11 protein-coding genes are annotated in these 13,635 nt (G+C 60.9%); 1 reads left to right on the forward strand and 10 read right to left on the reverse strand.

Annotation, left to right across the window (positions count from 1 at the left end):
• Positions 1–3 precede the first annotated feature (3 nt).
• The 5 genes from ACM6IO_RS28430 to pmbA form a co-directional block, all read right to left on the reverse strand.
• Positions 4–615, reverse strand: a complete 612-nt coding sequence (locus tag ACM6IO_RS28430) for a superoxide dismutase (RefSeq protein WP_008026904.1) — start codon at positions 613–615, stop codon at positions 4–6.
• Between the two features lies 1 nt (position 616).
• Positions 617–1,048 carry a hypothetical protein gene (locus tag ACM6IO_RS28435; protein WP_008026901.1) on the reverse strand — a complete coding sequence of 144 codons (432 nt, stop codon included), beginning with the start codon at positions 1,046–1,048 and terminating at the stop codon, positions 617–619.
• A gap of 27 nt (positions 1,049–1,075) precedes the next feature.
• On the reverse strand, positions 1,076–2,452 hold the full coding sequence (locus ACM6IO_RS28440; RefSeq protein ID WP_192227730.1) for a class II fumarate hydratase: 1,377 nt from the start codon (positions 2,450–2,452) through the stop codon (positions 1,076–1,078).
• Complete coding sequence (locus tag ACM6IO_RS28445) at positions 2,433–2,840, reverse strand: hypothetical protein (protein ID WP_008026896.1); 408 nt, start codon at positions 2,838–2,840, stop codon at positions 2,433–2,435. Before ACM6IO_RS28445 ends, ACM6IO_RS28440 begins: the two co-directional genes overlap by 20 nt.
• 238 nt (positions 2,841–3,078) lie before the next feature.
• Entirely contained in the window at positions 3,079–4,425 is a 1,347-nt protein-coding gene (pmbA, locus tag ACM6IO_RS28450; protein ID WP_008026894.1) for a metalloprotease PmbA, read from the reverse strand.
• Positions 4,426–4,533: 108 nt separating this feature from the next.
• On the opposite strand from pmbA, the gene yjgA reads away from it, so the two are divergent.
• A complete protein-coding gene (gene yjgA, locus ACM6IO_RS28455; protein ID WP_192227729.1) occupies positions 4,534–5,058 on the forward strand; it encodes a ribosome biogenesis factor YjgA in 525 nt (174 codons plus the stop codon).
• Between the two features lie 48 nt (positions 5,059–5,106).
• Here yjgA and tldD read toward each other — a convergent pair whose 3' ends face one another.
• The 5 genes from tldD to ACM6IO_RS28480 all read right to left on the reverse strand — a co-directional run bounded on the left by tldD (position 5,107) and on the right by ACM6IO_RS28480 (position 13,617).
• On the reverse strand, positions 5,107–6,549 hold the full coding sequence (gene tldD, locus ACM6IO_RS28460; protein ID WP_008037402.1) for a metalloprotease TldD: 1,443 nt from the start codon (positions 6,547–6,549) through the stop codon (positions 5,107–5,109).
• 18 nt (positions 6,550–6,567) lie between these two features.
• The gene (locus ACM6IO_RS28465; RefSeq protein ID WP_414912644.1) at positions 6,568–7,416 is read right to left on the reverse strand and encodes a carbon-nitrogen hydrolase family protein; all 849 of its coding nucleotides are present in this window, start codon (positions 7,414–7,416) and stop codon (positions 6,568–6,570) included.
• 210 nt (positions 7,417–7,626) lie between these two features.
• On the reverse strand, positions 7,627–11,430 hold the full coding sequence (locus ACM6IO_RS28470) for a YhdP family protein (RefSeq protein WP_414912645.1): 3,804 nt from the start codon (positions 11,428–11,430) through the stop codon (positions 7,627–7,629).
• A gap of 75 nt (positions 11,431–11,505) precedes the next feature.
• Positions 11,506–12,963, reverse strand: coding sequence for a ribonuclease G (gene rng / locus ACM6IO_RS28475; RefSeq protein WP_008026884.1), 1,458 nt, complete (start codon positions 12,961–12,963; stop codon positions 11,506–11,508).
• A 57-nt stretch (positions 12,964–13,020) separates the two neighbouring features.
• Complete coding sequence (locus tag ACM6IO_RS28480; RefSeq protein ID WP_414912646.1) at positions 13,021–13,617, reverse strand: Maf family protein; 597 nt, start codon at positions 13,615–13,617, stop codon at positions 13,021–13,023.
• Positions 13,618–13,635 lie beyond the last annotated feature (18 nt).

Here is a 13,635-nt window from a genome sequence, read left to right on the forward strand (position 1 = left end):
GACTTAAACCAGTGCAGCCTGATAGCGCGCAGCGACTTCGGGCCAATTGATCACGTTGTAAAAAGCGTTGATGTATTCCGGCCGGCGGTTTTGATACTGCAGGTAATAGGCATGTTCCCAGACATCCAGCCCCAGAATCGGCGTATTGCCGTTCATCAAGGGACTGTCCTGGTTGCCGCTGCTTTCAACGACCAGCGTCTTTTGCGGCGTCACACTCAGCCAGGCCCAGCCACTGCCGAAACGGGTCAGCGCGGCTTTGGTGAAGGCCTCCTTGAAACGGTCGAGGCCGCCCAACTGGTCTTCGATGGCCTTGGCCAGTTCACCGTCCGGTTGACCGCCGCCGTTGGGCACCATCACTTCCCAGAACAGCGAGTGGTTGGCATGACCGCCGCCCTGATTGATCACCGCTGCGCGGAGCTTTTCCGGCAGTTGCTGGACTGCTGCCACCAGTTTTTCCACCGGCCACTCGGCGAACTCGGTGCCTTCGACAGCCGCGTTGAGGTTGTTGATGTAAGTCTGGTGATGCTTGGTGTAGTGGATTTCCATGGTCTGCGCATCGATGTGCGGTTCCAGGGCATCGTAGGCGTACGGCAAGGCAGGCAAGCTAAAAGCCATTTCAGTGGACTCCATGATGTAGAGGCGCAGGGGGCGACGCGGCATCGACATGCAGCAAACGATGAGTGCGTGGGTATTCGCCATGCTCGCTGATGAAATTCAGCAGTTCGACGTAGGTTTTGCTGCTCTGACGCAGTGCGGCTTCACGCAATGCCGGCGCCAGTCGCGGGTCCTGCATGGTCTTCAACAAGCGCTGGTGGATGGCGCACAGGTATTCGGCGCTCTCCTCCGGCTGGTTCAGACGCAAATGCAGGTCCGCGAGGTTGTGATGGGAAATGACGCAGGCCGCCACCGCTTCGTCGGCATCCGCCCAGCGCTCGAACAACACCTGGGCCAGGGCCAATGCCTGCAAGTAAGCCTCGCGGGCATCGACGTATTCGCCCAGCATGAAACAACGGTTTGCCCTTTCGATCGTGCGTTTCCAGTGCTCCATGGAGAGCCTCCAAAGCGGTTGCGGTGATTACACGCCGCCTGCGGTGAGCTTTTCCGGATTGAGCAACTCTTCCAGTTGGCTGCGCGACAGTTCGGTGTGCTCCAGAGCGACATCGATCACCGGCCGGCCTTGCTGATAAGCCTTCTTGGCGATCTCCGCAGCTTTTTGGTAACCAATGATCGGGTTGAGTGCCGTGACCAGAATCGGGTTGCGCGACAGCGCTTCCTTGAGCCTGGCTTCGTTGACCTTGAAACTGGCGATAGCCTTTTCACCCAAGAGGTGGCTGGAGTTGGCCAGCAATTCGATGCTGCTCAGCAGGTTCTGGGCGATGATCGGCAGCATCACGTTCAGCTCGAAATTGCCCGACTGCCCGGCGATGGTGATTACCGTGTCATTGCCGATCACCTGAGCGGCGACCATCGCGGTGGCTTCCGGGATCACCGGGTTGACCTTGCCGGGCATGATCGACGAGCCCGGCTGCAAGGCTTCGAGTTCAATTTCACCAAGGCCGGCCAGCGGGCCGGAGTTCATCCAGCGCAGGTCGTTGGCGATTTTCATCAGCGAGACAGCGGTGGTTTTCAGCTGCCCGGAGACCGCAACGGCGGTGTCCTGAGAGCCGATCAGTGCAAACAGATCGGTGCCCGGCGTGAATTGCACCTGAGTCAACTTGCTCAACTGCTGGCTGAAAAGCCCGGCAAATTCAGGGTGCGCATTGATACCGGTGCCCACCGCCGTGCCACCCTGAGCCAGAGATTGCAGGCTCGGCAGCAGATCCTGCAGATGGCCGATGTTGGCTTTGAGCTGTTGCGCCCAACCGTTGAGCACCTGGCTCATGCGCACCGGCATCGCATCCATCAAGTGAGTGCGACCGGTTTTGACGTGGTGGTGAACCTCTTCAGCCTTTTGCTCGATCACCTGCACCAAGCGCACCAATGCCGGCAGCAATTGCTCATGCAATGCCAGCGCAGCGCTGACGTGGATGGTGGTCGGGATGATGTCGTTGCTGCTCTGCCCGCAATTGACGTGATCGTTGGGGTTCACCGGCTCGCCAAGCAGTCGGCTCGCCAGCGTGGCAATCACTTCGTTGGCGTTCATGTTGGAACTGGTGCCGGAACCGGTCTGGAAGATATCCACCGGGAAGTGCTGCATGAAGTCGTCCTTGAGCAAACCCAACGCCGCTTCGACGATGGCATTGCCCTGGGATTCGCTGATCTGCTTGAGTTCGACGTTGGCGCGGGCGGCGGCGGCCTTGGCCAGGATCAGCGCGCGAATGAACTGCACGGGCATCGGCTTGCCGCTGATCGGGAAGTTGTTCACCGCACGCTGGGTCTGTGCGCCGTAGAGGGCATCCACCGGGACCTGAAGCTCGCCCATGCTGTCGCGCTCAATACGTGTCTTGGTCATCAGAAAATCCTTGCACCAGTTCTATGAGAGGAATCGAAGGCTGCAACTCGCAGGTCGCCAGTTGCCAGGTGTAGCTTTGCCAGCGCTTGAGGCGGCACTTGCACAGAGAGAGGCGTTCGAGTTCGCGTAGCGGGCGCCATGCCTGGTCCAGGCAATAGGTTCGCCAGTGCCAGGGCAGCGCGACGTCGGCAGCGGTGTCGAGCAATAAACGGAAAGAGGTTTCAGCGATGGTCCAGGGTGAAGTCGCCGTGCAACACGCCAGATACCGGCCTTCGGCCAGGTAGTGGTCGATCAGGCGCGGCTCGTCAGGGTCCATCCCGCAACGGATCTGGCGACTCATCCAGCGCCAGCTTTCGAGGTAAGGCTGCTCGTGCAAGGCAGAACTCATGATCCGGGGCTCATTCGGTAATGAGATTTATTATTAGATGATAATGAGAACCAACACAAGCCCGAGCATGGTCCCTTGTAGGAGCCGGCTTGCTGGCGATTGCGATCTGGCATTCAACATCGATGTCGACTGATTGACCGCAATCGCCAGCAAGCCGGCTCCTACAGGTGTGTTATGCGGGCACAAAAAAAGGCGCGCCACCCGATGGGTGGCGCACCTTTTGTGTAACGGTCGCGAGTTAGCTGCCTGCGACTGTCATCCGCTCGATCAGCACCGAACCTGTGCGAATGTTGCTGCGCAATTCCAGGTCGTTACCCACCGCAACGATCTGCTTGAACATGTCGCGCATGTTGCCGGCGATGGTCACTTCCTGGACGGCGAACTGGATTTCGCCATTCTCGACCCAGTAACCCGCCGCGCCACGGGAGTAATCGCCCGTGACCATGTTCAGGCCCTGGCCCATCAGCTCGGTGACCAGCAAGCCACGGCCCATGCGGCGCAGCAACGCCGCCTGATCTTCATCGCCATGGGTGACGAACAGGTTGTGCACGCCGCCGGCGTTGGCCGTGCTCGGCATGCCGAGTTTGCGACCGGAATAGGTGCCGAGGATGTAGGACACCAACTCGCCTTTTTCGACGAACGGTTTGGCGTAGGTCGCCAGGCCATCGCCGTCAAACGCCGAACTGCCCATCGCGCGCATCAAATGCGGACGCTCATCGATGGTCAGCCATTCCGGGAACAACTTCTGACCCAGCGTGCCTTCAAGGAACGACGATTTGCGATACAGACTGCCGCCGGAAATCGCCGAAAGGAAACTGCCGAACAAGCCACCGGCCAGCTCAGCGGAAAACAATACCGGTACTTCACAGGTCGGCACCGGACGCGCGCCCAGTCGGCTCGCCGCCCGCTGCGCGGCACGCTGGCCGATGCTCGCCGGGTCGGCCAGCAAGTTGCCCTGGCGATTGACGTCGTACCAGTAATCACGCTGCATCTGGCCGTCGGCTTCGGCGATCATGACGCAGCTCAAGCTATGACGAGTCGATGCATAGCCGCCGATAAAACCGTGGCTGTTGCCGTAAACGCGGCAGCCCTGATGCGTGCTGAGGGTGGTGCCGTCGGCGTTCTTGATCCGGCTGTCGGTGGCAAATGCCGCAGCTTCACAGCTCAGGGCCATCTCGATGGCTTGTTCCGGTGTGATGTCCCACTGATGGAACAGGTCGAAATCCTGCAGATCCTTGGCCATCAGCGCGGCATCCGCCAGGCCGGCAGCTTCGTCTTCGGAGGTGTGTTTAGCGATGGCCAACGCCGCAGCGACGGTTTCACGAATCGCTTCAGGACCGCTGGCCGACGTGCTGGCCGAGCCCTTGCGCTGCCCGACGTACAAGGTGATGCCAAAGCCCTGATCGCGGTTGAATTCGACGGTTTCGACCTCGCGCTGACGCACCGATGTGGACAGGCCCTGCTCCAGGGACACCGCCACTTCACAGGCACTGGCGCCCTGACGCTTGGCTTCAGCGATGATCTGCTCGACTTGTTCTTGCAGTGCCGGCAACGCTTGTGGGCCGACGCTTTCAACTGCACTCATGCTGTTCTCCACTCAAATTCTGCTTTCGGTAAAGGCCTTCGAGCGACCGGGCCGGACAAGCGGCCCCCGACTGGTTATCATGGCGGCGTTTCTTTGCGGACGGCCACCATGGTTGATTCTTACGACGACTCCCTCGATACGGGAGAAAAAAGCAAATCCCAGGTTAAACGCGAGCTGCATGCTCTGGTTGACCTCGGCGAACGCCTTACAACGCTCAAGCCTGACTTGCTGGCAAAACTCCCGTTGACCGACGCTCTGCGCCGGGCTCTGGGCGATGCGCCCAAGCACACCGCGAATATCGCGCGTAAACGGCACCTTATGTTCATCGGCAAACTGATGCGCGATCAGGACACTGACGCCATTCTGACTTTGCTCGATCAACTCGATGCCTCCACCCGGCAGTACAACGAACGTTTCCATGGCCTGGAACGCTGGCGCGATCGCTTGATCGCGGGCGACGATGCAGTCCTGGAGAAGTTCGTGTTCGACTACCCGGAGGCTGATCGTCAGCAGTTGCGCTCCCTGATCCGTCAGGCCCAGCACGAACTGGCGACCAACAAGCCACCGGCATCGAGCCGTAAAATCTTCAAGTACATCCGTGAGCTGGACGAGACTCAACGCGGTCTGCGCTGAATCTCTTCTTGGGTGAGTCGCCACGCGGCTCACCCGAAGCTCCATCCCTTACGATCCTGTACCACCCACAGTGATCGCATCGATTTTCAGCGTTGGCTGGCCGACACCCACCGGCACCGACTGCCCATCCTTGCCGCACGTGCCCACGCCGCTGTCCAGCGCCAGGTCATTACCGACCATCGACACCTTGCTCATCGCTTCAGGCCCGTTGCCGATCAACGTTGCGCCTTTGACCGGCGCCGTAATCTTGCCGTCTTCGATCAGGTACGCCTCGCTGGTGGAGAACACGAACTTGCCGCTGGTGATGTCCACCTGACCGCCACCCAGGTTGGCGCAGTAGATGCCGCGCTTCACTGACGCGATGATTTCCGCCGGATCGCTTTCGCCCGCCAGCATGTAGGTATTGGTCATGCGTGGCATTGGCAGGTGCGCGTAGGACTCACGGCGACCGTTGCCGGTGCGGGCGACGCCCATCAGGCGCGCGTTGAGCTTGTCCTGCATGTAGCCTTTGAGTACGCCGTTTTCGATCAGCGTGGTGCATTCGGTCGGGGTGCCTTCATCGTCGACGCTCAACGAACCGCGACGACCGGCCAGCGTGCCGTCATCGACGATGGTGCAGAGCTTGGACGCAACCATCTCGCCCATACGACCACTGTAAGCGGAGCTGCCCTTGCGGTTGAAATCGCCTTCCAGACCGTGACCGACCGCTTCGTGCAGCAACACGCCGGACCAGCCCGAACCCAACACCACCGGCAACGTACCGGCCGGCGCCGGAATGGCTTCAAGATTGACCAGCGCCTGACGCAACGCTTCACGGGCGTAGCCCATGGCGCGGTCGTCGCTGAGGAAATAACGGTAATCGGTACGCCCGCCGCCGCCATGGCCGCCGCGCTCGCGACGACCGTTCTGCTCGACGATGACGCTGACGTTGAAGCGCACCAGCGGCCGCACATCCGCCGCCAGGCTGCCGTCGGTGGAGGCCACCAGAATGCGCTCCCAGACGCCGGCCATGCTCACGGTCACTTGCTGGATACGCGGGTCGAGAGCGCGGGTGGCGACGTCGATGCGTTTGAGCAGTTCGACTTTCTCGGCGCGGGTCATCACTTCCAGCGGATTGTCGGGCCCGTACAACTGGGCGACGTCCTGAGTGGTGAAGGCCTGCACCGTGCCGTTCTGCCCGGCCCGGGAGATCGAGCGCGCAGCACGGGCCGCAGCGCCAAGGGCTTCGAGGGTAATGGCATTGCTGTAGGCAAAGCCGGTTTTCTCACCCGATTGCGCGCGCACGCCAACGCCCTGGTCAAGGTTGAAACTGCCTTCCTTGACGATGCCGTCTTCCAGGGCCCAGGACTCGGAAATCTGCCCCTGGAAATACAGGTCGGCGGCATCGATGCCCGGGCCGGCCAGATCGCCGAGCACACCTTGCAGGCTTTCGATGGTAACGCCGCCGGGCGCCAGGAGGTGTTCACTGACTGAGGACAACAACTCGCTCATATGCTTTACGCCTTAAATTCATCGTTCTGAGGCAGGTCGCCGGGCGCCCTGCGAGAAAAAGCGCCGGTGACTGGACACCGGCATCCGCGCCCGGATGGACGCCTGTTCGCTGCTATCGCGTTCGGCCAGCAGCACGGCCTCGCCTTGATCCTGTTGCGCCAGCACTCGACCCCACGGGTCGACAATTGCGGCATGCCCCCAGGTTTCTCGCGGCCCCGGATGCGTTCCACCCTGGGCAGCCGCGAGCACATAACACTGGGTCTCAATGGCCCGCGCGCGAATCAGTACATCCCAATGCGCCGCACCGGTCACCGCAGTAAAGGCCGACGGCGCGGTAATCAACTCCGCCCCGGCAGCGCGTAATTCGCTGTACAGCTCCGGGAAGCGCAGGTCGTAACAGACCGTCAGGCCCACTCGACCGACGGGCGTGTCCGCGACCACCACGCCACTGCCATAAGCATAGTCATCGGACTCACGATAACGCCCACGGTTGTCCGCCACGTCCACGTCGAACAAATGCAGCTTGTCGTAGCGTGCCACCGTTTCGCCCTGATCATTGACCAGCAGCGAGCAGGCATGCACTTTCGCCGTCGGCTGATCCGCCGGCGGCAACGGCAATGTGCCGGCCACAATCCATAACTTGAGGTCGCGGGCGGTCTGTTTCAACCAGGGCAGGATCGGACCTTCGCCCAACGCCTCGGCGCGGCCGATGTCAGCGATGTCGCGTCGGCCCATGGCGGCGAAGTTTTCCGGCAGCACGGCAAGCTTTGCGCCCCCGACGGCCGCTTGTTCGAGCAGCCGACGGGCCTGGGCCAGATTGGCCAGCACGTCGCTCTGGCTGACCATTTGAATCACCGCTACAGACATGGCCTTCCCTTTACCTGGAAATCAATAGATACCCCGTAGGAGCGAGCGATGCGGCGATCCGACTTGCCCGCGAAAGCGTCGTTCCTGACACACCTCGGTGGGTCGGTTCGCGGGCAAGTCGGGTCGCCGCATCGCTCGCTCCTACAGAGATTAGCGTCGGAGCATTAGAGCCTAGGGCCATGCTACTCCATAGGCTTGGGGAGTGGCTTTTCAAAAAGGTTTGTCGAAGGTGATTTTCGGCTCTTTCCACGGGCCTTTGACGGTGTATTTCACGCTGGCGAAACGTGCCACGCGGTCACCGATCAGCTTGTCTATCAGGAACAGCGCTCCACCGATGGCCGGTGCACCGACAATCAGCGCGGCAATCGGCAAGTTGTTGGTAACCGGCAAGGTCACCAGCAGTTTCGCATCGATCTGATCACCCACCAGGTCCAGCGTGCCATTGAGCTCGACATTGCTCGACGGACCGGTCAGCAGAATCGGCTCACGGGTCACGTAAACGCCGTTGGTCCCGACCAGCAGGCCTTTGACCCGGTCGTAACTCAAGCCTTTGCCAAACAGATCGGAGAAGTCCAGCCGCAAGCGCCGGCCGATGGAGTTGAAGTTGAGCAGGCCAAACACCCGCAACGCCTGAGCGCCACCCTCGACCTCCACGAACTGGCCTTTATTCAACGACGCATCAAGCGTCCCGGAGAAACGCTTGGTGGCCAGCCAGGCCGGTGAACCGGGCCAGCGACCGTCGACATCCATATGAAACTCTTCGCTGGTGACACTGGGCGCAAAGCCCCAGCCTTTCAGCACATCCGCCAGATTCTTGCCGCTGACCCGGCCCTTGTACCAACTGGTGGAAGCACCAGGCACGCCTTCCCAACCGCCGCTGCCCTGCAACAGAAGGCCCTTGAGGCCCAGATCCAACGTATTGAGCGCGATGCCTTTGGCGGTCGGACGCACTTTCAGCGACCAGCCCCCTACCAGATCCTGCCCCTGGAACAGTTGATTGATGGTGATATCCAGCGCCGGGATCTTCGTCGGATCCACGGAGGCCAATGGATCCGGCGAATTTTCATCGGCCAAAACCGTTGGGTCCGGTGCCGGCAAACGCACGTATTGCAGATTGATCGCAATCGGTGCGCCTTTCGCATCGGGGATACCGGCGGTGCCCTTGACCTGTTGGCTGTCGAGTTGCAGGGCCCATGCACTCGGCTTTCGGTTCAACTGCACCGAGGCCTGATCAAGCGTGGTACCGATGCCACTGAGCTTGCCAACCTTGAAATCCGCGCCGCTGAGCAACTGCTTGGCGCTGCCGCCCGGATCCTGGCCGGCATACTTGTCCACCAGATCCTTCCACGGGCCGACATCCAGCTCCGACAGCACGCCGCGCACCCGCAGGCCTTTGCCGCCTGGCAATACGGCATCGCCACCACCGAGGAACAGTTCACCGCGACCGTCGGCAAAACTGCCGGCCGGCGCTGCAAACGTGAAGCTGGCCAATTCGCCGTACTTGACCCAGTAACGCCGTTCCGGCCCTTGCAGGGTCATGCGGAACGTCGTGTCGCGCCCCACATCGGCCGCCATGCCGAACGGCGCCGGCAAATCGACGGCCACGCCTTTGAGGCTGGAATTGACCATCAACTGGCTGTCTGCGCCATCCAGGTTCAGTTGCAACTGATACAGGATCAAACCAGAGACCGGCAACGGCTGCGTGACACTCAGCCAGTCAGTCAGCTTTTTGACCTCGACCTGGCCGGAAGCAGTGACGCGCGTCTTGATGTCGCCTGGACTGCCATCGGCGAAAATCTGTGCGGTGACGGGTTTGTCAAAGGCACGAGCGGTGATGTTCTGCCCACTCAAGCCTTTGGTGCTGTCAAAGCGGAAATCGCCCTTCAACTGAGTCAGTTCAAGGACTGGCTCGGCCAGTTTCAAGCGCGCCTTGGCTGTCTTGAAGTCGACGAGGATATTCGGCTGTTCGCCTTTGGCCAGCGGAATATCCAGTTTCAGCTTGCCCTTCAGCTCGCCCTCGCCTTCCCATCCGGCGAAGGTGGCGGCGGTGCCGATCGGCGCTTCCTGGAGAATTTTCAGGCCATCGCCCAACCCGCCAGCGAAAGCGCCATCGAGCAACAGGTGAGGGTTTTGCCCGGCGGGCGCATGGGGAATGTTGACGTAAATATCGCTGACTTGTGTGTCGAGCAACTGACCTTTGCTGGCCAGAATCCGCACGCCACTGTCTTCGATGAACACGTCGCCAGTGACCTTGCTGACATGCGGCCAACCCGGCTGGAACGCCAGCTCGGCATCGTGCACTTTGAAGAACAGGCTGATGCTGCGCGCGGTGTCGGCGGCGCCATGGTTCAGCGAGCCTTGATACTGGAAGAAGCCCTGGTCCACCGCGCCCTTGAGAATCGCCGTACGCAACCATTCGTCCAGCGCCGGGCTGAGCACTTCGGGCAGGTACTTGGCGGTGTACTTGCCATCGCCCTCCACCAGGCCGACCCGCAGGTCCATGTAGTCTTCCTGGGTGTGATCGAAATGCAGGCGGATCAGGAAGTCGCCGGCAATCTTGCCCTCTTCGCCCAGCACCTTCAGGTACGGCGCGATCAGGGTGAAACCTTCTTTGTCGAGCTTCCAGGTCAAACGGGCGTTGGCCTGAATGTATTGCCATGGCTTGGCGAAAATCGGGTCCAGGTGCAGGGAAAAATCCTTGCTGTCCATGCGCAGTTCGCCGTGACCCAGATCACCGCTGATGCTGCCGCTGACATTCCGTGCTGCCGGGGCACCGTGATAGGCATCAAAGCCGACCCGGTCGAGGTTGGCGGCAAAACTGACCTTGCTGTCGTCGGTGGCGTTGGGCCGGATGTCGACCAGCACGTTACGCAAACCACCCGTCACCTTGAGCCGCTCGACGGCGGTGGCGAGGCCTTCGGGCAATGGCCCCAAGGCATTCAGCAGCGGAGTCAGCGGGGTGAGGTCGAGGCGGTCGGCTTGCAGATGCCAGAGCTCTTCGGTCGTGTCGGTGGCCAGGCTCTGTTTGAGTTGCAGGTGCGACTCCCAGCGGGTCTCACCGAAGTTCATGGACAGCGAGTCCACCGTCACCAGAAAGCCTTCGGCACTGCGCTGGAAATAACTGTTGAGCGCCAGGTTGTTGATCTGGATCGGCTTGCGCTCGGCGTAGGCGCCCTTGAGTTGCGGCGCGTTCAAGCGGATCGCGGCGCTTTGCAGAGCGCCCTTATCCCAGTTGACCCAGAGTTCGCCACCGGCCTTGATCTCGGAAAAATTCCATTGCTGGGTCACACGCTCGGGCAGCCATTTCGACCAGTCGCTTTGCGGCAGGCTCAGGTACGCATCCGCTGCACCGTCCTGCCACTGACTGGCGCTAATGCGGGTGCGCACGCTCATGGCGACCGGCTGGCCGTCGGGCAGGGTCAGCCGTGCGTCGAGTCGCTGCCGGGAGACGCCGGTTTTCAGATTCAGGCCAACGTAGGTCAAGGTCAGCGGCGGGTGATCCAGTGGCTGCAAGGTCACTTGGCTGTCGAGCACCGACAACTGCTGGACCATCTGCATGCGATTGAGCAGTTGTTCCGGATCCAGCGGCTGATCCTGCTGCACCGGCAAGCCTTCCAGCGCCCAATGACCGTCCTCGCCTTCCTTGAGGCTGATCTTCAGACCGTTGAGTTCCAGATGAGCGATGCGCAGTTCACGGGCCGCCAGGCTGGCCCAGAGGTCCGGCACCGCGCGCACCTGATCCAGACGCAGGGCATTGGCGCCCTCGCCGACCATCACGTCGTGAGCCAGCAGAATCGGCGCGAAGCCACTCCAGTTGCCTTCCAGCTCACCGATATGCAGCGGCATGCCCAGGGCTGCGCTGGCTTTGGTTTCGACTTCGGCCCGATATTCGGCCACCAGCGGCGCCAGCTCGCGACCGAGGCTGACGTAAAGCGCCATCATCACCAAAGCCAACGCGCACAGGCCCAGACCCCAGCGGGTCAGTGCGGCCAAAATGCGTGTCAGACGGTCCATGTCAGTTGGCTCCCATGGCAAAATTACTGCAAAAAGCTGAGGCCAGCTGTTCTAGTCGGGTTGAAACACAGCGATTCAGAGCAGCACCACGTCGTATTGTTCCTGGGAATACATGGTTTCCACCTGGAACCGAATGGTGCGTCCGATAAATCCTTCCAGCTCGGCGACGTTGCCCGACTCTTCATCGAGCAAGCGGTCGACGACTTTCTGATTCGCCAATACACGATAGCCTTCCGCTTGATAGGCGCGAGCCTCACGGAGGATTTCGCGGAAAATTTCGTAGCAGACCGTTTCCGGTGTCTTGAGCTTGCCGCGCCCCTGGCAACTGTTGCACGGCTCGCACAGTACTTGTTCGAGACTTTCGCGAGTGCGCTTGCGGGTCATCTGCACCAGGCCCAACTCGGTGATGCCGATAATGTTGGTCTTGGCGTGGTCGCGCTCCAGTTGTTTCTCCAGCGTGCGCAGCACCTGACGCTGATGCTCTTCGTCTTCCATGTCGATGAAGTCGATGATGATGATCCCGCCCAGATTGCGCAGGCGCAGTTGGCGAGCGATGGCGGTCGCGGCTTCGAGGTTGGTCTTGAAGATGGTTTCTTCAAGGTTGCGATGACCGACGAACGCCCCGGTATTGACGTCGATGGTGCTCATGGCTTCCGCCGGGTCCACCACCAGGTAACCGCCGGACTTCAGCGGAACCTTGCGTTCGAGGGCTTTCTGGATTTCGTCTTCGACGCCGTACAGGTCGAAGATCGGCCGCTCGCCCGGATAATGCTCCAGGCGATCCGCGATTTCCGGCATCAGTTCGGCCACGAACTGCGTGGTTTTCTGGAAGGTTTCCCGGGAGTCGATGCGGATCTTCTCGATCTTCGGGCTGACCAGGTCGCGCAAGGTGCGTAGTGCCAGGCCGAGGTCTTCGTAGATCACACTCGGCGCGCTGATGGTTTTGATCTGCTCGTTGATCTGATCCCAGAGCCGGCGCAGGTAGCGGATGTCCATGAGGATCTCATCGGCCCCGGCGCCTTCGGCGGCGGTACGCAGGATGAAACCACCGGCTTCCTTGATACCTTCCGTGGCCACGCAATCGGTGACCACTTGCTTGAGGCGCTCGCGCTCGGCTTCGTCTTCGATCTTCAGGGAAATGCCGACATGCGCGGTACGCGGCATGTACACCAGATAACGCGAAGGTATTGATAGTTGTGTGGTCAGGCGTGCGCCTTTGGAACCGATCGGGTCCTTGGTGACTTGCACGACCAGGCTTTGGCCTTCATGGACCAGGGAGCTGATGCTTTCGACCGCAGGGCCTTCGCGCAGGGAAATTTCCGAGGCATGAATGAACGCAGCGCGGTCCAGACCGATGTCGACGAACGCCGCCTGCATGCCCGGCAACACCCGCACGACTTTGCCTTTATAGATGTTGCCGACGATACCGCGTTTTTGCGTGCGTTCGACGTGGACCTCTTGCAGGACACCGTTTTCAACCACCGCCACGCGCGATTCCATCGGCGTGATGTTGATCAGGATCTCTTCACTCATGGCAGGGTCTCGTTCAGGCATGTTCACGATAATGGCCGCATCTTGTCAGTACGACGCTCAGCGCGCGTTAAGGGTTTGCCAACAGGGTATGCCGAAATGGCCAAGCAGCTCAGCGGTTTCGCACAGCGGCAGTCCGACCACCGCCGAGTAGCTGCCATTGAGCCCGGCGACAAACACCGCGCCCAGTCCTTGAATGCCATAGCCACCCGCCTTGTCCCGCGGTTCGCCGCTGGCCCAGTAGGCCGCCGCTTCATCGAGATCGATGGGGCGAAAACGCACCAGGCTGCGCACAACACGAGACTCGCAGCGCTCACCGTCAAGCACGGCAATGGCGGTCAGCACTTCATGTTCTTGTCCTGCCAACATCATAAGCATGGCGCACGCGTCGGCTTCGTCCACCGGTTTGCCGAGAATTTTGCTGTTGAGCACTACGGCGGTATCAGCGCCCAGCACGCAAAAATCGGCGTCGGACACGACCGCGCCACGCCCGGCTTCAGCCTTGCCGCGCGCAAGGCGCTCGACATAGGCCGACGGCGATTCATGGTTCAAAGGGGTTTCATCGATGTCCGCGCTGATGGCGGAAAACGGCACGCCGATCTGCGTGAGCAGTTCACGCCGACGCGGCGAGCCTGAGGCGAGGAATAGCTGTTTCATCAAGACATCTCCCTTGTC

This window comes from Pseudomonas sp. IT-P44, from assembly GCF_949768225.1.
GTDB classification, from domain to species: Bacteria; Pseudomonadota; Gammaproteobacteria; order Pseudomonadales; family Pseudomonadaceae; genus Aquipseudomonas; species Aquipseudomonas migulae.